Raw genomic sequence first — 24,513 nt, 5'->3', positions numbered from 1 at the left:
TCCCTCGTGCGCCGGTCTACCAACCCTGCGCGATGACCCGCGGCGCCTGTCCGCTCAGGGCCACCGCCTGCTTGAGGAGCGGCGCGCTCCCGGTTATCTGGTAGTTCACGGTGACCGTCTTCACCCCCAGGCGTTCGAGCCCCTGCTGCTCGCGCGGGAAGTCGCGGGGGGTGAAACTGCGCCTCCCCCCCTTGAGCTCCTTCAAAAACTCGGGCATCCCCTGCGACCCCGGGTAGTGCCGGGTCAGCACCAGGTCCCCGACCTCGATCTGCAGCGTCACCTCGCTGCAGCTCTCCGGCGACCACTGGAAGGTCTTGGCCACCGGGTAGTTGTGGTTCACCAGCTCCTGGCTCGACCCGCTGCAAAGCAGCTCGAGGCGCGTGGCGTGCGGCTTCACCCGCGCGTCCTTGTTGCTGTCGGTGGGGAGCCCCCTGATCCCGACCGGGTAGCTCTGGGGCCTGGCGCTCGCCGCAAGGGTCGCCCGGGTCTGCACCCCCTTGCCGAGGTAGTGCAGCAGCGCGCCGTCGATCGGGAGGGGCGTCCCGGCGAATTCCCGGGGACGGAACCCGCCGAGGGTCTGGGTCAGGAAGGGGGCGACGGGCCCTTTGACGAAGCGCCACACCGCCCCCTCCGGCCCCAAAAGCTGCGCTGCCGCCTGCTGCTCGGAGAGGCCGAGCCCCGCCGCGAGCACCTGTTCCTCCCAGAGCTCCTGCAGCTGGGCGCCCCCCTCCCGGCGCAGGTAGCCCATGAGAAAGTCGAGCGGTCCGTCGACGAGTGCCGCCAGGGCACTCCCGCTCCCCTCCGGCAAGGCCCGTTTGAGCCGCGCCGCGCCCCTGAGGGCGGCTGCGCACGGGGAGCTTCCGGTGGCGGGGTCTTCCTGGTAGGCCTGGGCGAGGAGCTTGAAGGTCTCGCCGCGGCTGGAACTCGCCGCGGCCAGTGCCGCCAGTGCCTCGAGATACTCCCGCCCCGCGCGGGCGTTGGCGGCTTCCGTTTCGAGGCGTTCGGCGCCGGCGCGCTGTCCCGCACTCTTTCGTACCGTGGTCAGCACGAGCTTTCCGGTTTCCGCCATCCGGTTCACCCCGGCCGCCGCCTCGTGCCGGATGCGCTTAAGCTCGCGCAGAGCCGGAAGCCACCCCGGGGGCTCGCCTCCCGCACCCGCTGCCTCGCGCTCGAGGCGGTCCAGGAGGGCGAAGTAGGGAGACTGGTCCGAGGCCATGCGTGCGGCGACCTGCTGCCATTCCCCCCTCCCGACCAGTCGCCTGCTCCCCTGGCTGAACTGGGCGGCGAAGCGCTGCCAGGCCTCAAAGCTCTTCGCCCGGTGCCAGCTGAGGAAGGCGCCCCGGGTCGCCGCGAACCCCTGCCGGTCGGGGAGGGCCGCCGCCAGTTCGTCAAGGAGCGCCTCGACGGCCTGGCGCCCCTGCGCGGTGCAGGGGGCCGGTACGGTGGGGGCGCCCGGGAGTTCGCGGCTGCCGCCCCAGAACTCCTTCAGGGTCAAGGCCGGCAACCCGCCGCACTCTTCCAGGTAGCCGAGGCACCACTCCAGCCTGCCACCCCGCGCGGCAAGCTCGCGCTTGAGCGCGTCCTGCAGCCGGGCGATCTCCTCCTCCCGGCCGGCTCTCTCCCGGTTCCAGGCCAGATAGGAGCGGTACAGGGTGGCAAGCCGCGCCGCAGAGCCGGGTTCGGCATCCTGAGGCTGAGGGAAATCCGGCTGGGGGAGGTGGGCGAGCCGCTCCGGCGCCGGCTCCTTGAGGGCGAGCCGTGCCAGGTTTAGGCGCCGCACCAGGTACATCACCCGGCGCCCGTAGTCCTTGTCGGAGAGGGGACTCGCCGGGAGCGCCCCAGCGGCCTGGAGCCCCTGGTCGGCGGGGGCGAGCACCGCCTGCCGGAACTCCCTGCAGTAGCGGGCCTTTACGTCCTTTTCGACCTGGAGGCTCGCGTTCAGCCCGAGTCGCGGCAGCCACCAATCCCGGTTCTGCGCCTCGACCTTGACGACCTCCTGCCGGAAGCGCTCCAGCGCCTGGGTGGTGCCAGGCGTCCCCCCCGGTGTGGTGAGGGAGGTCGTCAGCCGTCCGAAGGAGCGCAGCACCTCGAGGTTCTTCGCAAACGAGAAGGTCAGCAGGCCGCTCAGCGCAAGGCTCAGCGCCAGGGCGCCCCCCAGGGCGAGCCGCCAGGTCCCCCGGCGCCAGCGCAGCCAACCCTCCGTGTGCCTGAGCGTGGCCTGATCTCCGGGAACGATCGATCCCACAAGGTCGTGGAGGAAGAGCCCGCAGCGCCGCTCGTCGCCCAAGGGGTCCCGGCTCGGTGCGGCGCCCGCCTGAGCTGACTCGGGCGGCGCGGCCGCAAAGAAGATCCCTCGTAACAGCGGGGTTTCCCGGTAGGGGCTTGTGCCGAAGCAACGACCGGCGAAGGTCAGCAGCCCCGGTTGCAAGCGGCCGAAGGCCTCGGGAAGTTCGAGCATTCCGGCACGCGCCGGGCCTGTCGCGCCCCGAGCCAGCAACTGGAGGCGCAGGCTCCTCAGGCGCTCCTGCAGGGCTTCCACGAGCCCCGCCACCACGAGGTTCGGTGCCGCGGCAGGTTCCCCTATCAGCTCCCCCATCGGTTCCGCGAGGCGGCCGGCCGGCAAAAGGCGCGCCAGGGCGCCGAACCCGGGGATGGAGTCGCACCCGGTCACCAGGAGGTACACCGGGATCCGCAGCGCGCTCGATCCCATCAGCTCGTCGACGCGCTGGCGGAGCGTCAGGGCGTCCTCTTCCAGCTGCTCCGTCGGGGCGTTCTGCAGGCGGTCCGCTCCCACGACCAGCAGCACACCGTTCACCGGCTTGCCGCGGTGCCGGGCCAGGAGCGCGACCAGGCGACGCCACTTGTGCCGGTGCGCGGCGCTTTCCGTCGCACTCGCGTAACATCCCGGCAGGTCGAGAAATACCGCCCGGTCCAGAAAACTCCAGTTCCAGGGGGGCGTCCCCTCCTCCTCCCAGGGCGGCTCCGGAATCTGCGCCGCGAGCCGGGCACCCTTGAGGGCCGCACTCTTCCCCGAGCCGCTGGGACCGAGCACCAGGTACCAGGGGAGGAGGTCGAGCGGGTTCCCCTGGCGCCCGAGCCGGGAGCGGCGCAGCGCCGCCACGCCGGCCGCGAAACAGCGCTCGACGCAGCGCAGGTCGGCATCCTTCGCCTCGACCGCCTCCCGCGCCGCGGCGCAGTCCGGCTCTTGCGCGACCGGGGCGCCGCACCGGCGCAGCCAAAGCCGCCAAAAGCTCGCCACGGCGAGCGCCAGACCGAGACAGGCGAGCCCTAAAGCGGCACCGACCCACCAGGGCCAGGCGGCGCTGAGGGCAACCGCGCAACCGGCCAGGAAAAGCGCCGTGCCGGCAAGGTACCAGATGAGGGTAGTGCGGAAGCTGCGTACCGGCGCGTTCATGGTCAGGTCCCCGTCGTTTTCAGGAAGTTCTTGCCGATACCGCTTAGGGTGAGGAAGTAGATGAGGTACAGGACCGCAAAGAGCACCAACGAGGCGGCGATACAGATCGGACCGAGGGAAAAGAGTGCCGCGAGCGGGCGCCTTGGAGCGGGCGAGGCTCCGGAGGCGGGCCGTGGTGCCGAGAACAGCCCGGGAACCTCCGGGTCGATCGGGGCCAGGTGCCCATTCCGGAGGAGTTTCAGGGTGGATGCCTGGACCTGTTCCAGCTGCCAGGCGTCCTCTTCCTGGCAGAAGCGCCCCGAGAAGCCGAGGGCCAGGCAGAGGTAGAAGACCTCGCGCACTTCCTGCTGCACCTTTTCGAGCTCCTTGAGCCGGCTGAAGAAGAGTTCCCCCGCGTCGCTGGTGCCGTAGTAGACCCGCTGCAGTTGCGCGGCGAGCCAGGGTTCCTTGTGCTGCCAGCCCGAGTTGAGGATCCCCTCGTCAATCCAGGCGCAGACCGCGAAGCGCGCCTCGGCGTACTCCTTTTGGCTCACCACCGTGCGCGCCGGATGCCCGTCGCTCAACCGGATCAGCTCTTCGACCTCGGCGCGCACCTCGGGATAGGGGGGCTGGTCGCGTGCGATCCGCTCCAAAAGGCGGAGTTGGTAGAGAAAAAGCGGCAGGAAACTTTCCACCAGGTGCATGGCCGGTCACCTCCCCAGTACCATCAGCTCGACTGCCACCCCGTCGGGAGCCCCGGCCCAGTGCAGGGCGAGGCTGCGCTCCTTGCGGACCCCGTCCCACTGGGGGTCGCTGTGGTCGATGGCGAGGTACAGCGTGTCGGCCCGCCGCGGGAGTTCCTGCGGCGGGACCTGCAGGTACTGTAGCGGGATCCCCGGCAGCGAGCGGTTCACCAGAAGTTCCAGGTGCACCGGCGAGCTAACCTTGGCCCCCTGTTCCAGCTCTTTCAAGACGCTCGGGCGCTCCTGGTCCGAGGTGACCGCGAGGAAGAACCGGTTGCGCCCTTCGAAGATGGCGGGCTTCAGATCGCAGCAAAAGTTCCTGCCGTCGAACTCGAGTCCGATCACGTACTCCGGCCCGGCGCTCACCTCGTCCAGGAGTTTGAGGATCAGGCGCTGCGCCGCGGCAAAGCAGCCCCAGAGGTCGCCGTGCCGGTAGCCCGGCACCCCCTGGTCCCCGGCACCCTGGCCCAGCACGTCGATGGTGTCGGAAAACGCACTCAGCTCCCCGATCAGTTGGCGCAGTACCCCGAAGACCTGCCACGGGTGGAGCCGGGGCGTCTCCACGAAGTGAAAGAGCAGCGGCAGGTAGCGGTTCACCGCGCCCAGGGCGAGGATGAAGACCATGTCGCGCGAGCCGAATTCGGCGCCGTGGATGCGGCGCCTGGTTTTGTACTCCTCGAGCTGGCGGGCGCGCGCCATGACCTGGTCCCGGATCTCGCGGATCAGGTGGTAAAGCGCCGCTGAGGCCGAACAGCAAAGGCTCGGCGGCACGAAGCGCTCCGACAAGACGATCTCCGCGCCGTTTCGCTCCACCTGGGCCAGGGGGATCAGCTCGTACTCACCCACCTGGTCCAGCTCGTCTTCCCAAAAGATGCGCAGCACGAGCTCGAGCCGCTGCACCTCCGCCTCGGGCCCGCCGGCATGGAGGTCGGCGACCTTGACCCCTGCGGCCCCTGCTGCGTACCGGGTCGGGAGCGGCGCCGGGTCGGCCGCCGCGACCACGCTCACGTTCGCTGCGTGCTGCTGCCACTTCTTGAGACCCAGGTACACCGTGTAGGGCTTGCCGTCCTCGAGCAGGTGCGGATCGAAGCTGCGCGGGGCGAGCCGGGCGTTTTCCGGGAGGGATGCGAAGCTTCCGTCGGGGAACAGGAACTCCCCCTCGGTCACCTCGAAACTCCCCAGGGTCAGGGCAGCTTTGCCGATCTTCAGGGCACCGACCCCCCAGAGGTAGGGCTGCAGGTAGTTCTGGTAGGGGAACAGGCGCTCCGCGGCACTGCGCTCCAAAAGCTGGAAGTGCTGCGGTTGCAGCAGGGTTCCCTGTTGCCAAAATAGCGGCTTTTCCATCGGTATCTCCGGATAGGCTAGGGAGCGCTCGTTTTTTGGGGGGCCGTCTCGATCTGCTGGGCTCCGAGGGTGAGGTCGATGGCGAGTTTCGCCGGCCGCTGCACGAGCTGTGAGCCCTGTTCCGTTTCCGAAAGCGGGATGGCGAAGGAGCGCAGCGAGGTTTCCGGGTGCAGGTTGTAGTAGCCGGCCACCACCCCGACGAAGCGTGCCCCCTCGCTGCGGTCGAGTTGCTCGTGAAGGCTTTGGCTCGGTTGCAGCACCAGGCGTCGGGAATAGGTGACGGTGTGATCGAAGGGGGAGCACTGCAGGAGTTTCGCCAGGCCGTCCTGCTCGCCGGCGACCTGGTTGAACGCGGTGGGATCTTTCAGAAGGTACAGGCAGACAAGGAGAGAGTGCGGGTTTTTCTGGAACAGGTTGAGCTGCGAGGTGCTGGCGAGGTGCAGATCGATGGCACCCTGCTCGAAGTTCCAGTTCGGAGGCACCACGGTACGTGAAGTCGTAGAGCATCCGACAAGTACCGAGAAGGTGATCAGTAACGAGGATAGTGTTTTAGTCATCGCATCACACCTCTACTGTCGGATTCGCCTGTACTAGGCAAATGTTACTCAAGGGAGATTGTGTAAATAATGAACACTATCCGTCAATAAAACGTACGAATGATGAGATTAATAGGTATTTATAAGTTTGCAACATCTTGCACAAAATATTTTCTTTCATTATTGATCCGGTGCAATGTGTATTATGAGATCCCTTTCCGGTGTTATTTCATTATTGAACCTGCCAAACGTTCCCCGCAGCCGCTTTTCGGGTAGGGAAGGCGGATCTTTCGTCGCCATTTCCGGTTCGGCGTCACCCAAAACAACTTTGTCGTCTCTTGCGGGATTTTGGAGCTCCAAAAATGCAAAGTGCCACTACCTTTTGCAATTTTGGAGCTACCAAAAACAATTATCTACTCCTACATTTGTTTTTTGGAGCTCTGAAAAACGACAATGCCCTGCCTTGCTGTTTTTTGGAGCTCCGAAAAACAATTATCTAGTCCTACATTTGTTTTTTGGAGCTCTGAAAAACAACTATCTACTCCTACATTTGTTTTTTGGGGGTACCTTTTGCAATTTTGCCGTCTCAAAAAAACATTTTGGGGTTACCTCGTGCAATTATCTCGCTAGATAATTGCAGCGGGGCAAATGGCATGGCGAATGAGATCGTCGTGGTGGGGGGCGGGACCCAGCGTTACGAGAAAGGCACCACAAAAAAACCCCGGAACGGAGACCGCTTGGGTCTCGACGATACCGGGGCAGTGCTAGACAGGTAAGCTGTGGCAACGTGGGCAGGTGAATCAGGTCACCATGATGGTGATGGTATGCGACCAAGGGCCGGGGATGTTATCCCTTCCGATTATCCTGCAGCGGAGTGAGATTTCCTTTCCCGGTTGAAAGCCTGAGATCTCCATATTCGTGCAGTCTCCGAAAGTTTGTTTGAAGAACCATCCCTCCTCGATCCTCGGGTCCCCTTCGGTAATCCAGATTTCGTAGGAGTAGCGCCGCCGATCCCGTGAACAGCTGGCCCGCAGGTACCCCTTTTTATCGATATTTACCACGGCGAAGTCGGTCATCTCGGGCACGCTCGGAGTGCTGGTCCAGGTGCGCGGAGATTTCTTCTTGGTAACCCCCATTCTCTCCAGCATCTCGGAGTGATCCTCTTTGGTGGAGTAGGCATAATTAACGATCTTCTGCCAGGTGGTGCTGACCTCGTTGGCGGCGGCGATCCGTGCTGCGATGGCGCGGCGGTCGAAATGGTAGGCGGCCTCGAAGGTGGACCGATAGTAGTCGATTTGCGTCTTGAAGATCTCGTTATCGTCCACCGTAGAGGGCCAGTTTCTCTGGAAGGATGCCGATTCCTTGATGATCTTGTAAGCGATGTCGAGCTTGGCCAGGCGGTCTGTGTCCTTGCCATAAAAGGGTACGGTAGGTACTGACATGGGTCCTCCTTTTTTTGAGTTGGTCGTTTGTGAGCGCTAGTTAATAAAACAAGGATTGAAGAAGAGTAAAGGGGATGACGGGAATTGCAAGTGGCCGTTAGAAAAATTTTAAAAAAAACCGGCGCAGCGAACAGTCGTGGAAGGGAGGCGCTAGCGGTGAGCGGGGCAGGGGAGTTTTCACAGATCCAGCGGACTCATCGGCTCCTTTTTGCTCAGGCTCGGCACGCAGTGCGTGTAGATCATGGTCGTCTCCAGCCTCACGTGTCCGAGAAACTGCTGGATGGTCCTGATGTCGAGGTTCGCCAGCAGGAGGTGGGTGGCAAACGAGTGGCGAAAGGCATGTGCAGAGACACGCTTGGGTATTTTTGCCTTGCGTGCCGCTGCACCGATTGCTTGTTCGAGGTGCGTCTCATGCAGGTGATAGCGGCGCCTTTCGCCGGTTTCCGGGATCACGGTAAGGGAGCGTTGCGGGAAGAACCACTGTTGGCAAAAGTCCTTTGCGGCCTTGGGGAACTTCTTTTCTACGTGTTCCTCCAGAAAAGAACCGTCGTACCCCGCGGCGAGATCCTTTTCGTGCAGTTGCGCGAGAAACGACATCTGGGCTTGCAGCTCCCCCAGGATCGACTTCGGCAGGGGAACCGGGCGGTCTTTCCTTCCCTTGCCGTGGACCGTGAGAAGACCGGTATCGAAGTTGAAATCCCCGACGCGCAGGCAGAGCGCCTCAAACTTCCGGAGCCCGCAGCCGAACAAGAGTTCGACGACCAGTCGAAACGGGTGGGACAGATGCAGGAGGATCCTGTCGATCTCATCCCGGGACAGCACCGTTGGGAGATACGACGTCATTTTGGCCCGAGGCACCTCACGAAGTTCGCCGAACTCCTTTTTTAGTGCATGCCGGTAGAAAAAGAGCTGCGCATTGAAAGCCTGGTTCTGGGTAGTGGCCGCCACCTGGCACTTGACCGCGAGAAAGGAGAGATAGGCCTTGACGTCCTCCGTACAAAGGTCTTGTGGTGCCTTGTTTTTAAGGAACTTCTGGAAGTTTCGCGTCCAGTTTGCGTAGGTTTTGAGCGTCCTGCGGGAGTAGTGGCGCAGCTTTATCTCGTCGGCCAAGGTGGCGAGCACGGCATCCCACTCCGGCGAAGCCGAGGTGACGGCATAGCCCGCTTCACAGTATCGGGAGGTAGGATACGCAGTCTTCGGTGTTTCTGAGGGCGTTGTCGGTGCAGTTGGCCCCATGAGAATTCCTACCGTATTTCTTCCCGATGTGATCATATCCTGGTAGAGAGACACCGCGTAAACTGCTTGCTGTCGCTGGGAGTCCGTCTGATGTTTCTCCTTCAATTTCAGCAGAAAGAGGCGTGTCTGCTCCGAAAACGAGCCACTGACCTGGTACTTGTGACAGAAATCGAGAAAGAACCGCAACCACTGCTCCAATTGGGAGGTGATGTGGGGAGCAATGCCACGCTCGGCGAGATGGTGTCGGTACCTTTCCAAGACATTCTGAGGAACGTGTTCCATGAGCGTACCCTTCGTGGTTTTTAATTTACAGGTTGTAAATATTAACATATAGTCGGCACGCCAAGCTGGCGCCTAGGGGGGCATATGACGACTCGCCTAAAACTGAAGCCGGGCCAGAAGGGAACCAGGAAGTTGCAGGCGCTGTACGGTGAGGATCTCGTGTGTGTGCGCTACCGGTATGATGCAGAGACCGGTCTGCGCATAAAGACGGCAGAGATAATCGTTGAGCGCAAGCCGTGGACACCGCCAGCGTTGCATTTCACGGCACAGCAGATAGTCCCGGTGCGGATTGGTTTAGAGGATAAGGCCTTTCAAGCGATGGCCAAGGCGGCCAGTGGGAAATGGGATGCCAAGGCGAAAGTGTGGCGCATCCCGTACGGCAAGATCAAGGGGAGCGACCTTGAAAAGCATATAGTATTAGATGCCTTCCGCGCGGAGAAGCCGAACAAAAGCATATAATACTAGATGCCTCAAAAGCATCTAATACTATAAACAAGCATCTAATATTAGATGCCGGCATATAACATTAGATGCTTGTTGCTTCTGCATAATTACATGTTGGCGTGGGGCAATACTTGGGACCCCAAAATCTTTGAACCGCGGAGACGCAGAGGCCGCAGAGAAAACCATACAATGGGCAGTAATAAGCACAGCAAACCAGACAAAAATTCTACATTTATCGGAATCTCTTGCCTAATAGGTGGGATCATTATGATCTTCCAGGGTTACAGTGCATATCGTTCTGGCGCAATAATCCCTCGGGCTGGAAAGCATGGCCCTATGTCCGGCCCTGAATTCATGATTGCCGGAGGAATGTTTTCACTTTTAGGCTTAGGCCTTCTGGCCAACGAGTTCGTGAAAGCACGAAGAGTCATGACCTGGCAGGACTTCAAAGAGACCACCTGGATATTCGCAATTGTGTCAATTATAAAAATGGTTCTTATAACATCCGCTATAATTTCCATTCCTTTTTTAATACTGTATTTTTTCTCGTGATTCAACTGATTCAGAAAGCCGCCGGCTGAACTTTCACAATGAAATGCAATAGCGCGATAATTACCGGCTGCATCACCGAAGGAGTTTCCTGAGTATGATCGGATGCTGGTGACAGTCGATGGAAGTTTCCTGAGCAGGAGTAAGCTGGTGACCGCAACGATTTCCAGCCGGGATAGTTCGGAGAGGCTGTGGAAAATCATTATAACCATGACGACCCAATTTGGCTAAAGGCGTCTGCTGATTAAGCTTGCTAAGCAGATGGAAGTACGTGAGGGTCTGTGAGAGTCTGGTAAGCGGATGGAAGTTGGATCATAGGCTGAGACCAGCCAAAACCAGTCGGGAAAAAAGGCCGCCAACCACAGCCAGGAGCGGACGCCGCGGCTTATGAGAGTTAAAAAGAGCCGAGAATAGCAAGGCGCTCTGCCGCTCAGGCAGGCGTTGGCGAGAAGGAAAATCATGACTGAGGATTTCAAAAAACCAGAGGTCGAGGAACGGTGGTGTGCTGAGCAGCGTGTTCAAGTCGAGGAGTACCTGAAAGAGCAAAATGTTGACCACGGAGAGATTGGGGAGTGGCCAGCATGGCATGTTCCGCCATACGTTGCGATCTGGGCAATAGAGAGCAAGAAAAGCCCAGGCTGGATTGGGTGGTGGGCCATTTCCGGAGACTTGCCGACAGACTATATTTCAGCGGCGACGGTTAAGCATCCAAGAGAAGCAATGCGAATGTTTGCCGAAGTATGGGGAGAGGTCTCAGGACTCATGCTGCGAGGCGAATCACATCCGACGATCAAGCTCGGAATAAAAGAGGATTGGTCAGTGCTTGGCGACCTTCTCAAAAGACGTACTGAACTTTTGAGACAGTTTGTAGAGGATGACACGGTGTGGGGAGAGTAGCCTAAGCCGAAAGATGTTGGAAAAGCAGTGGATAAGAGCCGACGAACGCCAAGCGCTCAGCCGCTCACCTAGCCGTTGGCGAGAAAAGAGAAAATGGTGAAAAAGTCTCCAGCATCTCAAGCTATTGACAGTATTATCCAAGAAAGTGTTTCACCACTTCTCAAAGTGGAAGGCTTTCATAAGACAGCCCGCTCATTTTGCCGACCGCAAGACGATTTCATACAAGTGATCAATTTCCAGTCAAGTGTGTGGAACACGCCGAGCAGCGGTCAATTCACCGTGAATTTAAACATTGTATTCCCCTTCTATCATCAGATGCTTACCAATACGCCTTATCCTAAAAACCCAGGGAGTGCTGCACCGATATTTTCTCGCCGCATTGGGCTCCTTATGAACGAAAGGAAAGATCACTGGTGGGTTGTGACGACGGACTCAGATTTGTCGCTGATCGGTCGAGAGGTAGCAGAAACCATGAGTACTATCGGGGTTCCTTTTCTAAATGAAGCATCGAGTATGGACTTTCTCCTAACTAACTTAAAAATGAAAAATCCCCCTGAAGGTCTTGCAAAAGCGATCCTGCTCTGCTACTTCGACCGGAAAAAGGAAGCAGAGGCAATTTTTCGCGAATTAGAAACAAAGTGTACTATGACAGGTTTTAAAAGTACTATAAGCAAAATCAAGAGCAACCTTGGATTGTGATGGAAGGACCATGAGTGACCAACAGCTCGCGTGTCAGCTGCTTTAATCCCGAAATTGTAATCGTTTGCTCAAAGGCTCGCCGAACCAGGCAGGCTAAGCCTAGTATATGTAAATGAAAGCGTGTGAGAGCCGATCATGTTGATGGACGTGGATGGAAGGACGAGATAGCCAAAAAAAGATGCAAACCAATGGCGACCATCTCACCGACTCCTGATTGGCTAACTGCTCATAGAAATCTTATGTTCTTATACGCGTCCCTCTCTGTCTCCATGCGGATTTAAACGACGGCGCCAATAACAAAACCACAGGTGGGGAGAATGCCTAAACATCTGGAGCAGCACTATGCAACCAGAATCGGTTGGCTGCGGGCGGCGGTGCTGGGCGCAAACGATGGAATCCTTTCGACTGCAAGCCTCGTTGTGGGGGTCGCAGCCGCTAACACGGTGCGGGGCAATGTGCTGTTAGCGGGGGTAGCGGGCTTGGTGGCAGGTGCCATGTCCATGGCGGCGGGAGAGTATGTGTCCGTCAGTTCGCAATCCGACACCGAGAAGGCCGACCTTGACCGTGAGCGGCGTGAACTTAAGACGGACATTGTGTCTGAGTGCCAGGAGTTGGCGGCAATATATGTCGCGAGAGGACTTGAGCCCTCACTCGCCAGGAAGGTCGCTGAGCAGCTTATGGCACACGATGCGCTGGAGGCACATGCGCGCGAGGAACTGGGCATTTCAGAAATAGTCATCGCCCGCCCCCTTCAGGCGGCACTGACCTCTGCAGTGACTTTTTCAGTGGGTGCAGCCTTGCCGCTACTCATCGCCTGGTTCAGTCCAACTGCTTTTTTCATTCCCGTGGTGGCAGGTGGCTCACTTTTGTGCCTGGGGACTCTGGGCGCACTTGCCGCCCGAGCCGGGGGGGCAAGCATTGTTGTCGGGGCAGTTCGTGTCGCTCTGTGGGGAGCCCTGGCGATGGCGGCCACAGCGGCAATAGGCGCCCTCTTCGGTACGGCAGTCTGACTGGCAGCTAAGCCCTCCGTCCGGGACGAGGCCGCCGTCGGCGAAAAGGGGACGACGTTGTGGAGTTCGTTGAGTTTGAGGGGTTGAGGGGACGGGGTTGAGGGGACGCAGGTAACATACGTAACATATTAATGTTCAGACGAGATTTGTTGGCCAAAAGGCTCGCCTAAAACAAGTTCGCTAAGTGCACAGATGCACGTGAGAGCGCGTGAGGTTAGATTCAGCTTACGGAAGATTGCCAGAGGGTGAGATCAGCCAAAGCTAGTAGAGGAAAACCGGCGCCAACCAAGACCAGGAGCGGACTCGGAGCGGCAGATAGTAGCTGACGGAAAGCCGATATAAGCTGAGACGCTCCGCCGCTCAGGCAGGCGTTGGCGAAAGAGCCTGGGAGGGAGGTTGTGTACGTCTTTCCATTACTCAAGGAGGCCATGTTCCTGCAGTTGCTCGAATAGGTGCCCCGGTTCGCAGGGCTTGATGATGTAGCCGTCGGCAGCCTCGTCAAGCAACGTCTTTCCAGACTCCCAGACTGAGGTGCCGGCAGTCACCACGAATATCTTGGCCGCCGCCACTCCCGGTCGGCATGCGCTATCTTCCAACGAGCGGATTTTTCAGATCAATCCGTGACCGCTTAACCCCGGCATTTCGAGGTCGCAGCAGATGAACTCGAAAAATTCGCCTTTGTGCCAACTCGATTCGATAATCTCCCATGCCTCTTTGCCGCTGGTTGCCGTTTTGCACTCGAAATGATTGCTCAGCATATGCGCAAGCAGTTCGCCGCAGAGGATTTCATCGTCAACTATCAGACATTTCTTCATGTCGGATCCTTTTCGCACTTGGTTCGTCCCTGGTAACCACCTGAACCGGGATCGCCTGCTCCGTTGACCATATCGGAAATTCGAACCAAAGCTGAAGCGGAACCTTTAACACGTCATGGGGAGAAGTCCGGCGCCAGGCTCGCATGATTGCACGTTGCAGGGCTCATCGTTGCCGAGCAGCACTGCAGTTCGTGTTTTTGTAGTGGGGGCGCCGGCAGCGCCCCAGGTCCACTTGACGAACGAGCGGTACGGGGATATGTAAAAATATAAACGATGGCAAAAGTAGCCCGCGAATCGGCATCTGACAACGCGCTGCGTTGCTGAAACAGTTCAACGTACTGCTATGACAGTCAAACGTACCCTCTGGAGAGTGCTCCTCTTCTGCGCCGTGTTCGGCCTCGGCGTCGGGTGCGCCACCCTGCCCAAAGTCTCCCGCATCATGGACGATGCGCCTGCCCCGCACCCCCCCCGAATCGACTCCTCCCATGGCCCGCTACCGGCCCACGAACGCAAGGCGATCCTGGAACGGCTGAAATGCTCGGTCCCCCCGACGGACCTGGTCGAGCGCTTCAACGCGGTCGTCGAGTCGGTCTCCGACAACCGGATGACCAAGGGCAACAAGGTCACCCTGCTGGCCGACGGGCAGGCGACCTACGCCGCCATGTTCAAAGCCATGGACGGCGCCAAAGACCACATCAACCTGGAGAGCTTCACCATCGAAGACGACGAGATGGGGCGCCGGTTCGCCGCACTGTTGTCCAAAAAGCAGGCCGAGGGGGTCGCGGTTCATCTCGTCTACGACAGCGTGGGGAGCCTGCGCACCCCGGCAGCCTTCTTCAAGCGCCTGCGCGACGACGGGGTGCAGGTGGTCGGTTTCAACCCGATCGTCCCGGACACCGAACGCGACATCTGGAGCCTGACACACCGGGACCATCGAAAGGTCCTGATCGTCGACGGCAGGCTTGCCATAATCGGCGGTGTTAACATCAGCAAGGTCTATTCGAGCGGTCACAGCACGAGGCAGAAGCGTTCCAAAAAACCGATCCACTGGCGGGACACCGACATCCAGATCGAGGGGCCTTCGGTGGCCGAACTGCAGAAGCTCTTCCTCGACACCTGGCGCAGGCAAAAGGGGCCGCCGCTTACCAAGGGTAATTTCTTCCCGACGCTGAAGGAACAGGGGAACTCCCTGGTCCGGGTAGTGGGGAGCACCCCCGGCGAGTCGAACCGGCTACCCTTCGTGGTCTACGTCGCCGCCATCTCCTACGCCGAGCATTCCGTCCACCTGACCAACTCCTATTTCATCCCCGACGACCAGATCGAAGAGGCGCTCATCGAGGCCGCGCGGCGCGGGGTCGACGTGAAGCTGGTGCTTCCGGGGGTGACCGATTCAAAGATCGCGCTGTACGCGCAACGGCACCACTATGCGAAGCTCCTGAAGGGGGGCGTCAAGGTGTACGAGCACGCCAGCTCCCTTTTGCACGCGAAAACAGCGGTAATCGACGGGGTGTGGTCGACGGTCGGCTCGACGAACCTCGACTACCTGAGCCTTTTGGCCAACGACGAGGTGAACGCGGTCATCCTCGGCAAGGAGTTCGCCGCGCAGATGGAGCGGATGTTCGCCAAGGATCTCGCCGAGTCCCGGCCGATCCTGCTCGAGGAGTGGGAAAAAAGACCGCTGTTCCCAAGGTTTCAGGAGTGGTTCGTCGACCTGTTCCTGCGCTGGCTGTAGCGGATACCAAAAACAAAAAGCCCGCTGGTGAGCGGGCTCGGGGGCGTGCCGAGTAAAAGTTGGTAGGTTGATGGCGGAAACGCATGGGAATCGAACCCACCTGGGAAGTTTCTCACCCCCCACACCGGTTTTGAAGACCGGGCCGCCCACCAGCGACGGTTGCGTTTCCATTTCGAGGTAACCTGCTACCTGTCAAAAAGCTCAAGCATCCAGCCCGACTCTTTTAAATCATCGCCGGTGCTAAGTCAACTGCTATCTCCCGGACCCTCGGTCCAGCAATTCCCCATCGCTAAAGATCGATGTGCCATCCGGCAGCGTTCACAAACAGTTCCTGCCGGGCCCGCGTCGCAGGAAATGAGCGGCTCTGCCGGTGGTGCGGCCTCAGTACGCGGATTTTCTTGCTAATATTCTCTTATAAAGCCAAGAAGAGGTTGTCAGCTGCAACGGTTCTGTAGTACCCTCTGCAAGTTACCGAGGCTCTATTTCACGAGGGACCTCGGCTTGACAAACTATGCGAATTTCTGTATAGCTTGGCATGCCATTCTGTGATTGATAAGGGAGGGTTAATGATTCTGCTAGCCAATGTCCTCTTGGCCCTGGCAAAGATAGTCGAAGTGGCAAGCGGGATTTTGACGATCTATAAGTACATCCTCCTGGCAAATGTCATCATATCCTGGGTCAACGCCGATCCCTACAATCCCATCGTCAGTTTCATCTACCGGACCACAGAACCCGTGCTGCGCCGGGTGCGCCGTTACATGCCGGACACCGGCATGATCGACCTCTCTCCGGTCGTGGTCTTCATCCTTATCTACCTGGTGCAGATCGTGGTGTTCGACACCGCGTACACCTACCTGATGATGTTCAGCAGCCAACTTAAGGGACAGGCACTATGAAGATAACCCCGGTGGACATCCAGCAACAGCAGTTCAAGGGGAAGATGTTCGGCGGCCTGGACGCCGAGGAGGTCGACGGCTACCTGCAGGCGGTGGCCGGCGAACTGGAAGAGCTGATCCGCGAGAACAACGACCTGAAGGAGCGCCTGAACCGCCACGCGAACCAGGTGGCCGAGATGGAGGCGCGCGAGGTGCAGCTGCGCGAGACCATGCTCGCCGCGCAACGGGTCACCGAGGAGATGAAGGCCAACGCCCAGAAGGAGGCGCAGCTGCTCATCTCGGAGGCGGAACTGAAGGGGGAGCGGGTCGTCGCTGAGGCGGAGAGGAGGCTCGTGGAACTGACCAACCAGATCCAGGAGTTGCGCCGCGAGAAGGTGCAGTTCGAGTCCGGTTTCAAGGCGCTGCTCGATACCTACTATAAGCTGCTCGCCTTAAAAGATGAGTGACGCCGTGCGGCTCACTGCGACGCCGGACGGGGTATGCTTCGGCGTCCACGTCCAGCCCAGGGCCTCGCGCGCCGAGATCTGCGGCCCGAAGGACGGCGAATTACGGCTCAGGCTCACCTCGCCGCCGGTCGAGGACGCGGCCAACAAGCAGTGCGTGGAACTGATAGCAAAGACGCTGGGGATCGCCAAGTCCCGCGTTTCGATCCGCTCGGGAGGCAAGTCCCGGCACAAGGTGGTCCAGGTCGCGGGAGTCAGCCCGGACGCGCTCGCCATACTTTTCAGGGAAGAGGAGACGACCCTTTGATGAAAGCCAAAGACATAATGGTAACCGATGTCCCCACCATCTCGGTTAGGACCAGCGTCGCCGAGGCGGTCCGCACCATGAAGCGCAACTTCGGGGACGAAAGCTTCCTCAATGCCGCTCCGGGCCTCATCGTCCTCAACGAGCGCGGCGGCCTGGCCGGCATCCTCACCCCCTTGAGCATCATCACGGCCCTCATGGACGGGGCCCCCACCGGCGGCTCCGACGCCCCCTACTTCGAGTCGCTCTGCGCGAAGATCAAGGATCTGCCGGTCTCCGACATCATGGAGCACCAGCCGATCTCGGTGACCCAGGATGCCCGGGTGAGCGACGTCGCCTCCCTGTTCCTCACCCACCGTTTCCAGAGGGTTCCGGTGGTGGACGGCAAGAAGGTGGTGGGGATCATCTACCGCTCCCGCCTTCTTTTCGCGATGACCCGCAGCCTGGAGCTCCCGACCCCTTGACAAACAGGGTAGGGGATTTCTATATTAAGCGCAGCAAGGTTTTTCTTTACACCGCAGTACGCGACAGGAGGTAGTACACGTCATGCCACTTTACGAATACCAGTGCAAAAGCTGCAACAACACGTTCGAGATGCGCCAGAAATTCTCCGATCCTCCGGCCTCCTCCTGCCCTTCCTGCGGCGGCGAGGTCGAAAAACTCATATCCCAGACCGGGTTCGCCCTGAAAGGTCAGGGGTGGTACAGTGACGGCTACGGCGGCGGGAGCAAGTCCGCGGCAGCCCCTTCCTGCCCCTCCGGCGGCAGCTGCGCCGGCTGCCCTTCGGCGAGCTAGACCGCGAGCTCGCTACCCAAAAAGAACCCCCGGCTTCGGGGGTTTTTTTTTGCCCGCAGCGCACCCCCCTTTACAAACCCCGCCTGGTACTTATTATTCATTACATTAAAAGAATATAACGGAGGGCGCCATGCGGGTGAAAAAGGCCGTTTTTCCGGTAGCTGGGCTGGGGACCAGGTTCCTGCCGGCCACCAAGTCGACCCCCAAGGAGATGCTGCCGCTCATCGACAAGCCGCTGGTGCAGTACGTCGTCGAGGAAGCGGTTGCCTCGGGCATCGAGCAGATCCTCTTCGTAACCGGACGCGGCAAGCGGGCCATCGAGGACCACTTCGACCACGCCTTCGAATTGGAATCCCTGCTCGAGGGCAAGGGGAAGGCAGCCGAGCTCTGCCTGGTGCGCGAGATCGCCGAGATGGCGAAGATCTTCTTCGTGCGCCAGAAGCAGGCCCTGGGGCTCGGGCACGCCATCCTGTGCGCCAAGGAGTTCGTGGGGTCCGAACCGTTCGCGGTGCTTTTGGGCGACGACATCATCGACGCCCCGACCCCCTGTCTCGCGCAGCTCCTCGACGTCTACGAAAGCTACCGCGCCCCGGTGCTCGCCCTGGAGAAGGTTCCCATGGTGAGCATCTCCTCCTACGGCTGCGTGCGCGCGAACCAGCTCTCCGAGCGGATCTACGAGGTACTCGACCTGGTGGAAAAGCCCGCCATCATCGACGCCCCCTCGGATCTGGCCATCATCGGCCGCTACATCCTGACCCCGGGGATCTTCCCGATCCTCGAGGACCAGGCGCCGGGCAAGGGGGGGGAGATCCAGCTCACCGACGCGCTCTTGAGGCTCAGCAAGCAGGAGTCGATCTTCGGCCGCCAGTTCGAGGGTATCCGCCACGACTGCGGGGACAAACTCGGCTTCTTGAAGGCTACGGTGGATATGGCCTTGAAGCGCGACGAGTTCAACGGGTCGTTCGAGGAGTTTTTGAGGTTGAGGCTTTGCAGGTGAGGGGAGGGGGCTGGCAGTTGCTTGAGCCGGTCCCCGGCAGTTTCCGGCGTGGGGCAGGGCGAGGTCGATTAAGGGGACGGGCACCAAGGGGGCCGGTCCCCTTTCTCTTGGCGGAGCGCCGCTTACTGGTTGGAGAGTTCCCAGCTTGCCGAGATCCCGCCCCCTTCACGGATCACGAACGAGCAGATCAGGTTCAGGGTCTCGTGGTCCCACTTCCTGGGGAGCGGCCCCACGTAGCTCGCCGAATTGGCGGCCTTGGTGGCGAGCTCGTCGAGCTTCGCGTTTCCGCTGGTGTAGAGTATCCGGGTACTCTCCACCATGCCGTCCCGGCCGATGCGGATGGTGAGCACGGTCATCCCCACCCCCTTTCTCTCGTAGCGGTCGATGGAGTTGAGCCGGTCGCGCAGCGCGATGGCGAAGCGGCGGGTGAAGGTGCCGATGTTCGGATCGTCGGTGTCCATGAGCCGGGTGTCGCCCTGCTCGGCGTCCTCGTACTTCTTCCGGAAATTCTCCTCGATCCGCTGTATCCCCCGGGTCGAGGGGTACAGCCGGGCCAGCTCCTCGGACCTGCCGCGCTGCGGCTTGAAGAGACCTTCGCCGCGGCTGGGTTCGCGTCCCGCACTCTCGCGGCGCGGCGCCTCCTCCCTGCCGGTCGGGCGGGCCGGGATGCCGAGGTCCGCCTTGGGCTGCGCCGGAATTCCCCTGCTGGGGAGGGCCTTTTTGCTCTCGCTCGGCGCGGGCGCCTGCTGGGCGGTCCGGGGCAGGCTCGGGACGGGGGCTATGCGGGGGCGCTCCGCGGGACGCGGCTCCCGCCGGGCCGGCGGTACGGCTTTCGGGGGCGCGGGCTGCGCTGCGGGGGGAGGCGGCAGGGGGAGATCAGGGATGTCCTTCAGGTCCACGATGGTCGCTTCTTCGGGGTGCGGCGGCTCCTTGGGGAGCTTCGACACCGCCCAGAAGACCGCCACATGCAGCAGGACGGAGAGCAGGACGAGGTAGAGTAAGGATTTTTCTATATTTCTGTCGGACATCTATCTCCGCCCGGGAGGAAAGGACTGTATCGGTGGTATAAAGGCTGGCAAAAAGCGGCGCTTGGGCGCTTAGAGAGCGGGCACGAACCGAAATGGTAAAAGATCGATCCCCAAAAAGCAAGAGTGAACTGGTTGATATTGCTTCACGGTTGCCTCGCAGTCTAAATGATGATACAAATTCAAGCATTGCCTGGATCGCCATTATTTGACTTAGATCAATTCATTTTAACTGCGCTGCTGTAGCTTCAGAGGCACCAAAACGTTCGAGGTTACTATGCTGGTTGTCGTTTGTGTCAAACAGGTTCCCGATACCACCCAGGTCCAGATCGACCCGGTTACCAACACCCTGATCCGCGAGGGGGTCCCGTTCATCGTGAACCCCTATGATACCCACGCCATCGAGGAAGGGCTCAAGTTCAAGGACCGTTTCGGCTTCCGGGTCGCCGCCATCTCCATGGGCCCCCCAAACGCCGAGGCCACCCTGCGCAAGGCACTCTCCTTGGGTGTGGACCGCGCCATCCTGTTGTCGGACCGGGTCTTCGGCGGTGCGGACACCCTTGCCACCAGCAAGGTGCTCTCCGCAGCCATCGAGCGGCTGGCCCAGGAAGAGGAGGTCGGCGTGGTGATCTGCGGCAAGCAGACCATCGACGGCGATACCGCGCAGGTGGGTCCGGGGATCGCCACCCGCCTGGGGTACGCCCAGCTCACCCTGGTGGACCGGGTCGAGGCGCTGGATCCGTCCCGGCGCAGCATCCAGGTCCGCCGGAAACTGGAAGGGCGGCACGAGGAGGTGGAGGCCCCGCTTCCGGCGCTGCTCACCGTGGTCCGCGAGCTGAACCGGCCGCGCTACCCGACCGTGGCCCAGCGGCTGGAGGCGGTGGACGCCCAGGTCGAGCTTTGGGACAACAAGGTCTTGAACCTCGACGCGAACCAGATCGGCCTCAAGGGCTCCCCGACCTGGGTGAGCCGGATCTTCTCCCCGGAGCGCGCCAAGGGGGAGATGCTGGGCGACGGCGCCCGGGATCCCGAGGGGGCCGCGCAGCTTCTGATCGACAAGATGCTGGAAAAGGACCTTTTGGCCCTGTGACCAGACTGATACGCACCCGGCCGCTTTCGGTTGACGCCCCGCCCATTTTGGGCGAAGCGCAGAAGGCTGGGCGGATGAGGCGGTGAGGGAAGGGGGAGAGCCCGTTCCCCGAGAGTTGCCGCCGCCCACCTGAACTACCTTTAAAGCCGGTTCCGACGGACCATTCAAGGGATTAGATAATGACTGATGCTGTGAAACCCCCGAAAAAACCGCGCGGCGTTGCCTCCCTTTTGGAGGGGCGCTGCATCGCCTGCGGCGCGCGCTGCCAGAGCGCCTGCCCGGTCGACGCCATCGAGATGGACGATGCGGGCGCACCGATCATCAACACCTCCAAGTGCATCGGCTGCGTGAAATGCGTCAAGGTCTGCCCGGTCCAGGCACTGGAGATGTCCTTCACCCCGGAGGAGCTCCGCATCCTGCAGGAACTCGCGGCCGCGTCGGCCGCGGCCGGCGCCCCACCGGTCGAGGAGGACGCCGAAGAGGCGGAACTCGCCCGCAAGCTCTCGTCCTACCGCGGGGTCTGGGTCTTCATCGAGCAGACCGAAGGGGTGGCCGCCAAGGTCTCCTGGGAGCTGCTCGGCAAAGGGATGGAGCTGGCCCAGGCGCGCAACTGCGAGCTCGCCGCCGTGGTGATGGGCGAAGGGGTCGAGGATCTCTGCCGCCAGGCGATCGGCTACGGCGCCCAGCGGGTCTTCCTGATGGACGCTCCGGTCTTGCGCCACTACCGGACCGACGCCTACCAGCGCGGGGTCTGCGCCCTGGTTCAGAAGTACCGCCCCGAGGTGATCCTCATGGGGGCGACGGGGCTGGGGCGCGACCTGGCCGGCGTGGTCGCCACCGAGCTCGCCACCGGTCTCACCGCCGACTGCACCGGGCTCTCCATCGACGACAAGGGGAACCTGATGCAGACCCGCCCAGCCTTCGGCGGCAACATCATGGCCACCATCATCTGCGACAAGTTCCGGCCCCAGATGGCCACCGTGCGCCCCCACGTGATGCCGATGCCCGCCTTCGACCCGGCGCTTGCCGGCGAGATCGTGCGCGAAAAGGTGCCGGTGAGCGAGGAGGAGATGAAGGTCAAGGTGCTGAAGATCCTCATGGACGGCGGCGCGGGCTCCAAGATCGACATCTCCGGCGCGGACTTCATCATCTCCGGCGGGAGGGGGATGATGAACAAGGATAACTTCGCCATGCTCCAGGATCTGGCCGACGTGCTGGGTGGGGTGGTGGGGGCCTCGCGCAGCGCGGTCGACGCCGGATGGATGCCCCAGGACCGCCAGGTGGGACAGACCGGCAAGACGGTACGCCCCAAGGTGTACATCGCCTGCGGCATCTCCGGGGCGATCCAGCACCTGGTCGGCATGCAGGACTCCGACGTGGTGATCGCCATCAACCGCGACCCCGAGGCACCGATCTTCCAGGTGGCGAGCTACGGGATCGTGGGGGACCTGTTCCAGGTGGTCCCGGCCCTCACCCGCAAGCTTAAGGCGCTCAAACAGGCGCGCTCGGGAAAGCCGGCCTAACCCGAATCCGCGTCATACCGATACCCAAGGCAGATCCCCCCAGTCCCCCCTTCGCAAAGGGGGGGACTGGGGGGTGCCAGCAGGTGGTGGAACGCAAACCTTATGCACGCTTCCCGTATTTACACATAACGCGGCTCAAGGCCGCATAGACGCATACGAGGTTTTTTCATGATGCCGCATCCTCCACTATTTGCCGTGCTGCTGGCCGCTTCGCTGGTCTTTTTCTGCTTCAGCGTCTACCGCCGGTTCTCGCTGGTCCTCCTGGGGCAACCGGAAGAGCGCCTGGACCAGCCGGGGCAGCGCCTGAAGGACATGCTCCTCTACGCCTTCGCCCAGGCGCGCGTCCTTAGAAAGCCCTTCGGCCTGAACCACTTCGTGATCTTCTGGTCCTTCCTGGTCCTGGCGCTCGCCAACGGCGAGTTCCTGGTGGCCGGGGTCTTCCCGGGACTGAACCTCGGTCTGCTCCCGGAGGGGGTGCACCACGCGCTGCTCATCCTCTTCGATCTGGTCTCGCTCGCTACCCTGGTCGCCATCGCCTTCTCCTTCGGGCGCCGCCTGCTCATCCAGCCTCCCTACCTGGACAGCCGCTACGTGAAGGGGAGAAGCCCGGAGGCGTTTTTGATCCTCAGCTTCATCGCGCTGTTGATGATCGCCTACTTCGGGATGCACGGCGCGCTGATCGCCCAGGGGGCGGAGACCGCGACCGCCGCCATGCCGGTATCGACCCTGATCGCCTCCTGGCTCGCCCCCCTGGGGGGAGGGCTCGACAGCGTGGTGCTCGTCTCCTGGTGGCTGCACGCCCTGGTGCTTTTGGCCTTCATCTGCTTTCTGCCGCACTCAAAGCACATGCACATCTTGACCGCCATCCCCAACTGCTACTTCGGAAGCCTTCAGTGGCCCAACACCCAGCCGCGCGAGCGTTTCGAGAAGGGGGGGACCTTCGGGGTGGGGAGCGTGGAGGATTTCACCTGGAAGGACCTCTTCGACTCGTACAGTTGCACCGAGTGCGGTCGCTGCCAGGCCGCCTGCCCGGCCACCAACACCGGCAAGCCCCTGAACCCGCGCCAGATCGTGCACGCCATCAAGACGAACCTCCTGGAAAACGGCCCGGCGCTGAAGCAAGGGCGCCCGGGGACCCTGCCGCTCATCGGCGACGAAGGGGAGGGGACCAACACCGAGGATTCCATCTGGTCCTGCACCACCTGCGGCGCCTGCATGCAGGCCTGCCCGGTACTGATCGAGCAGATGCCCAAGATCGTCAAGATGCGCCGGCACCTGGTGGAGACCAAGGCGCACTTCCCCGAGGAGCTCTTGAACCTGTTCGAGAACATGGAACAGCGCTCCAACCCCTGGGGGATCGCCCCGGGCGAGCGCGCCAAGTGGGTCTCCACCCTCGACGTGAAGCCCTTTGCCGCAGGTGAGACCGAGTACCTCTTCTACGTCGGGTGCGCCGGTTCCTTCGACTCGCGCACCAAGCAGGTCACCGTGGCGCTCGCCACCGTCCTCGACGCGGCCGGGGTCTCCTGGGGGATCCTGGGTAAGGACGAGAAGTGCTGCGGCGACAGCCTGCGCCGGCTGGGGAACGAGTTCCTGTTCGACAAGATGGCCCGGGAGAACGTGGAGCTCTTCCGCGAGCGCGGCGTCAAGAAGGTGATCACCCTCTGCCCGCACTGCCTCACCACGCTGAAAAACGACTACCGCCAGTTCGGGCTGGAGCTCGAGGTGCGCCACTACAGCGAGCTCATCTCGGAGCTGGTGCAGACCGGGCGCCTCAAGCTCACCGGAGGGGCCGCCGGCCTCGGGACGGTCACCTACCACGATCCCTGCTACCTGGGGCGCCACAACGGCGTCTACGACGCGCCGCGAACCCTCATCGAGAAGGCGACCGGGAAGCCGGTCAAGGAGATGGAGCGCAACCGGGAAAATTCCTTCTGCTGCGGCGCGGGAGGCGGGCGGATGTGGATGGAGGAGCTGATCGGCGAGCGCATCAACCACGCCCGGGTGGACGAGGCGCTCACCCAGACCCCGGACACGGTCTGCGTCGCCTGCCCCTACTGCCTGACCATGTTCGAAGACGGGCTGAAGGACCGGGGCGCCGAGAAGGTGCAGGTCCGGGACATCGCGGAAGTGATTGCCGAAAGCCTGCGAAGCGTGTAAGGTAACTCCCGCCCGGCCGGCCCAAAAGCCGGCCGGGCGGGCGCCGCTTCCCCCTTGGCAGGATCGGGGAGCTTCGCTTCCTGGCGCAACGGGGCAGCAGGAGGCGAATTCCGGTACCTGGCACTACTATTATTTATTGCAGCTGCCGTGTCGCGGCAGG

General features: G+C 61.4%; 22 protein-coding genes and 1 tRNA gene. 14 read left to right on the top strand and 9 right to left on the bottom strand.

The annotated features are described in order from the left end of the window. Positions 1-16: 16 nt before the first annotated feature. The 6 genes from GMST_RS02210 to GMST_RS02185 all read right to left on the bottom strand — a co-directional run bounded on the left by GMST_RS02210 (position 17) and on the right by GMST_RS02185 (position 8,977). On the bottom strand, positions 17-3,415 hold the full coding sequence (locus GMST_RS02210) for a type VI secretion protein IcmF/TssM N-terminal domain-containing protein (protein ID WP_183352966.1): 3,399 nt from the start codon (positions 3,413-3,415) through the stop codon (positions 17-19). Between the two features lie 2 nt (positions 3,416-3,417). Beyond that, complete coding sequence (locus tag GMST_RS02205) at positions 3,418-4,098, bottom strand: DotU family type IV/VI secretion system protein (protein WP_183352965.1); 681 nt, start codon at positions 4,096-4,098, stop codon at positions 3,418-3,420. A 6-nt stretch (positions 4,099-4,104) separates the two neighbouring features. Continuing rightward, positions 4,105-5,481 (bottom strand): type VI secretion system baseplate subunit TssK, encoded by a 1,377-nt coding sequence (tssK, locus tag GMST_RS02200; protein ID WP_183352964.1) that lies wholly within the window; start codon positions 5,479-5,481, stop codon positions 4,105-4,107. Positions 5,482-5,498: 17 nt separating this feature from the next. Next, complete coding sequence (gene tssJ / locus GMST_RS02195; protein WP_183352963.1) at positions 5,499-6,038, bottom strand: type VI secretion system lipoprotein TssJ; 540 nt, start codon at positions 6,036-6,038, stop codon at positions 5,499-5,501. 779 nt (positions 6,039-6,817) lie between these two features. Then, positions 6,818-7,459, bottom strand: a complete 642-nt coding sequence (locus GMST_RS02190; protein WP_183352962.1) for a hypothetical protein — start codon at positions 7,457-7,459, stop codon at positions 6,818-6,820. 177 nt (positions 7,460-7,636) lie between these two features. Then, positions 7,637-8,977 carry an integron integrase gene (locus GMST_RS02185; protein WP_183352961.1) on the bottom strand — a complete coding sequence of 447 codons (1,341 nt, stop codon included), beginning with the start codon at positions 8,975-8,977 and terminating at the stop codon, positions 7,637-7,639. Positions 8,978-9,061: 84 nt separating this feature from the next. Here GMST_RS02185 and GMST_RS02180 point away from each other — a divergent pair, with 84 nt between their 5' ends. The 4 genes from GMST_RS02180 (at position 9,062) to GMST_RS02165 (ending at position 12,576) form a co-directional block, all read left to right on the top strand. Beyond that, positions 9,062-9,436: a hypothetical protein gene (locus tag GMST_RS02180; RefSeq protein WP_183352960.1), complete on the top strand. Its 375-nt coding sequence runs from the start codon at positions 9,062-9,064 to the stop codon at positions 9,434-9,436. 993 nt (positions 9,437-10,429) lie between these two features. After that, the gene (locus GMST_RS02175; RefSeq protein WP_183352959.1) at positions 10,430-10,867 is read left to right on the top strand and encodes a DUF4826 family protein; all 438 of its coding nucleotides are present in this window, start codon (positions 10,430-10,432) and stop codon (positions 10,865-10,867) included. Positions 10,868-10,963: 96 nt separating this feature from the next. After that, a complete protein-coding gene (locus GMST_RS02170; protein WP_183352958.1) occupies positions 10,964-11,566 on the top strand; it encodes a DUF4304 domain-containing protein in 603 nt (200 codons plus the stop codon). 317 nt (positions 11,567-11,883) lie between these two features. Beyond that, positions 11,884-12,576 carry a VIT1/CCC1 transporter family protein gene (locus GMST_RS02165; RefSeq protein WP_183352957.1) on the top strand — a complete coding sequence of 231 codons (693 nt, stop codon included), beginning with the start codon at positions 11,884-11,886 and terminating at the stop codon, positions 12,574-12,576. 608 nt (positions 12,577-13,184) lie between these two features. Here GMST_RS02165 and GMST_RS02160 read toward each other — a convergent pair. Beyond that, complete coding sequence (locus GMST_RS02160) at positions 13,185-13,391, bottom strand: response regulator (RefSeq protein WP_183352956.1); 207 nt, start codon at positions 13,389-13,391, stop codon at positions 13,185-13,187. 343 nt (positions 13,392-13,734) lie between these two features. Between GMST_RS02160 and GMST_RS02155 the strand changes: the two genes are divergently transcribed. Continuing rightward, a complete protein-coding gene (locus GMST_RS02155) occupies positions 13,735-15,123 on the top strand; it encodes a phospholipase D-like domain-containing protein (RefSeq protein ID WP_183352955.1) in 1,389 nt (462 codons plus the stop codon). Positions 15,124-15,194: 71 nt separating this feature from the next. Here GMST_RS02155 and GMST_RS02150 read toward each other — a convergent pair. Beyond that, positions 15,195-15,292: transfer RNA gene (locus GMST_RS02150), tRNA-Sec, on the bottom strand. A gap of 397 nt (positions 15,293-15,689) precedes the next feature. Between GMST_RS02150 and GMST_RS02145 the strand changes: the two genes are divergently transcribed. The 6 genes from GMST_RS02145 to galU all read left to right on the top strand — a co-directional run bounded on the left by GMST_RS02145 (position 15,690) and on the right by galU (position 18,558). Continuing rightward, positions 15,690-16,019 (top strand): YggT family protein, encoded by a 330-nt coding sequence (locus GMST_RS02145; protein ID WP_183352954.1) that lies wholly within the window; start codon positions 15,690-15,692, stop codon positions 16,017-16,019. Then, positions 16,016-16,465 carry a DivIVA domain-containing protein gene (locus tag GMST_RS02140; protein WP_183352953.1) on the top strand — a complete coding sequence of 150 codons (450 nt, stop codon included), beginning with the start codon at positions 16,016-16,018 and terminating at the stop codon, positions 16,463-16,465. The genes GMST_RS02145 and GMST_RS02140 overlap by 4 nt, the downstream gene beginning before the upstream one ends. Then, positions 16,458-16,769, top strand: coding sequence for a DUF167 domain-containing protein (locus GMST_RS02135; RefSeq protein ID WP_183352952.1), 312 nt, complete (start codon positions 16,458-16,460; stop codon positions 16,767-16,769). The genes GMST_RS02140 and GMST_RS02135 overlap by 8 nt, the downstream gene beginning before the upstream one ends. Next, on the top strand, positions 16,769-17,230 hold the full coding sequence (locus GMST_RS02130; RefSeq protein WP_183352951.1) for a CBS domain-containing protein: 462 nt from the start codon (positions 16,769-16,771) through the stop codon (positions 17,228-17,230). Before GMST_RS02135 ends, GMST_RS02130 begins: the two co-directional genes overlap by 1 nt. An 82-nt stretch (positions 17,231-17,312) precedes the next feature. Continuing rightward, complete coding sequence (locus tag GMST_RS02125) at positions 17,313-17,561, top strand: FmdB family zinc ribbon protein (protein ID WP_183352950.1); 249 nt, start codon at positions 17,313-17,315, stop codon at positions 17,559-17,561. 130 nt (positions 17,562-17,691) lie between these two features. Next, positions 17,692-18,558 (top strand): UTP--glucose-1-phosphate uridylyltransferase GalU, encoded by an 867-nt coding sequence (gene galU, locus GMST_RS02120; protein ID WP_183352949.1) that lies wholly within the window; start codon positions 17,692-17,694, stop codon positions 18,556-18,558. Positions 18,559-18,680: 122 nt separating this feature from the next. Here the strand turns inward: galU and GMST_RS02115 are convergent, their stop codons facing one another. Next, the gene (locus GMST_RS02115) at positions 18,681-19,586 is read right to left on the bottom strand and encodes an energy transducer TonB family protein (protein ID WP_183352948.1); all 906 of its coding nucleotides are present in this window, start codon (positions 19,584-19,586) and stop codon (positions 18,681-18,683) included. A gap of 274 nt (positions 19,587-19,860) precedes the next feature. Here GMST_RS02115 and GMST_RS02110 point away from each other — a divergent pair, with 274 nt between their 5' ends. From GMST_RS02110 to GMST_RS02100, 3 genes are all read left to right on the top strand, one after another. Then, entirely contained in the window at positions 19,861-20,673 is an 813-nt protein-coding gene (locus tag GMST_RS02110) for an electron transfer flavoprotein subunit beta/FixA family protein (protein ID WP_183352947.1), read from the top strand. A gap of 179 nt (positions 20,674-20,852) precedes the next feature. Continuing rightward, positions 20,853-22,196, top strand: coding sequence for an electron transfer flavoprotein subunit alpha (locus GMST_RS02105; RefSeq protein ID WP_183352946.1), 1,344 nt, complete (start codon positions 20,853-20,855; stop codon positions 22,194-22,196). 168 nt (positions 22,197-22,364) lie between these two features. Continuing rightward, on the top strand, positions 22,365-24,353 hold the full coding sequence (locus tag GMST_RS02100; protein ID WP_183352945.1) for a (Fe-S)-binding protein: 1,989 nt from the start codon (positions 22,365-22,367) through the stop codon (positions 24,351-24,353). Positions 24,354-24,513: the final 160 nt, after the last annotated feature.

Origin of the sequence: Geomonas silvestris, from assembly GCF_014193515.1 — a bacterium.
GTDB classification, from domain to species: Bacteria; Desulfobacterota; Desulfuromonadia; order Geobacterales; family Geobacteraceae; genus Geomonas; species Geomonas silvestris.
The sequence above is the reverse complement of the archived record's forward strand: the minus strand, read 5'-3'. Positions and strand labels throughout refer to the sequence as shown.

Coding starts and splice junctions, on each gene's coding strand:
- GMST_RS02210 (WP_183352966.1), bottom strand. CDS start 3,415: ATGAACGCGCCGGTACGCAGCTTCCGCACTACCCTCATCTGGTACCTT.
- GMST_RS02205 (WP_183352965.1), bottom strand. CDS start 4,098: ATGCACCTGGTGGAAAGTTTCCTGCCGCTTTTTCTCTACCAACTCCGC.
- tssK (WP_183352964.1), bottom strand. CDS start 5,481: ATGGAAAAGCCGCTATTTTGGCAACAGGGAACCCTGCTGCAACCGCAG.
- tssJ (WP_183352963.1), bottom strand. CDS start 6,038: ATGACTAAAACACTATCCTCGTTACTGATCACCTTCTCGGTACTTGTC.
- GMST_RS02190 (WP_183352962.1), bottom strand. CDS start 7,459: ATGTCAGTACCTACCGTACCCTTTTATGGCAAGGACACAGACCGCCTG.
- GMST_RS02185 (WP_183352961.1), bottom strand. CDS start 8,977: ATGGAACACGTTCCTCAGAATGTCTTGGAAAGGTACCGACACCATCTC.
- GMST_RS02180 (WP_183352960.1), top strand. CDS start 9,062: ATGACGACTCGCCTAAAACTGAAGCCGGGCCAGAAGGGAACCAGGAAG.
- GMST_RS02175 (WP_183352959.1), top strand. CDS start 10,430: ATGACTGAGGATTTCAAAAAACCAGAGGTCGAGGAACGGTGGTGTGCT.
- GMST_RS02165 (WP_183352957.1), top strand. CDS start 11,884: ATGCCTAAACATCTGGAGCAGCACTATGCAACCAGAATCGGTTGGCTG.
- GMST_RS02160 (WP_183352956.1), bottom strand. CDS start 13,391: ATGAAGAAATGTCTGATAGTTGACGATGAAATCCTCTGCGGCGAACTG.
- GMST_RS02155 (WP_183352955.1), top strand. CDS start 13,735: ATGACAGTCAAACGTACCCTCTGGAGAGTGCTCCTCTTCTGCGCCGTG.
- GMST_RS02145 (WP_183352954.1), top strand. CDS start 15,690: ATGATTCTGCTAGCCAATGTCCTCTTGGCCCTGGCAAAGATAGTCGAA.
- GMST_RS02140 (WP_183352953.1), top strand. CDS start 16,016: ATGAAGATAACCCCGGTGGACATCCAGCAACAGCAGTTCAAGGGGAAG.
- GMST_RS02135 (WP_183352952.1), top strand. CDS start 16,458: ATGAGTGACGCCGTGCGGCTCACTGCGACGCCGGACGGGGTATGCTTC.
- GMST_RS02130 (WP_183352951.1), top strand. CDS start 16,769: ATGAAAGCCAAAGACATAATGGTAACCGATGTCCCCACCATCTCGGTT.
- GMST_RS02125 (WP_183352950.1), top strand. CDS start 17,313: ATGCCACTTTACGAATACCAGTGCAAAAGCTGCAACAACACGTTCGAG.
- galU (WP_183352949.1), top strand. CDS start 17,692: ATGCGGGTGAAAAAGGCCGTTTTTCCGGTAGCTGGGCTGGGGACCAGG.
- GMST_RS02115 (WP_183352948.1), bottom strand. CDS start 19,586: ATGTCCGACAGAAATATAGAAAAATCCTTACTCTACCTCGTCCTGCTC.
- GMST_RS02110 (WP_183352947.1), top strand. CDS start 19,861: ATGCTGGTTGTCGTTTGTGTCAAACAGGTTCCCGATACCACCCAGGTC.
- GMST_RS02105 (WP_183352946.1), top strand. CDS start 20,853: ATGACTGATGCTGTGAAACCCCCGAAAAAACCGCGCGGCGTTGCCTCC.
- GMST_RS02100 (WP_183352945.1), top strand. CDS start 22,365: ATGATGCCGCATCCTCCACTATTTGCCGTGCTGCTGGCCGCTTCGCTG.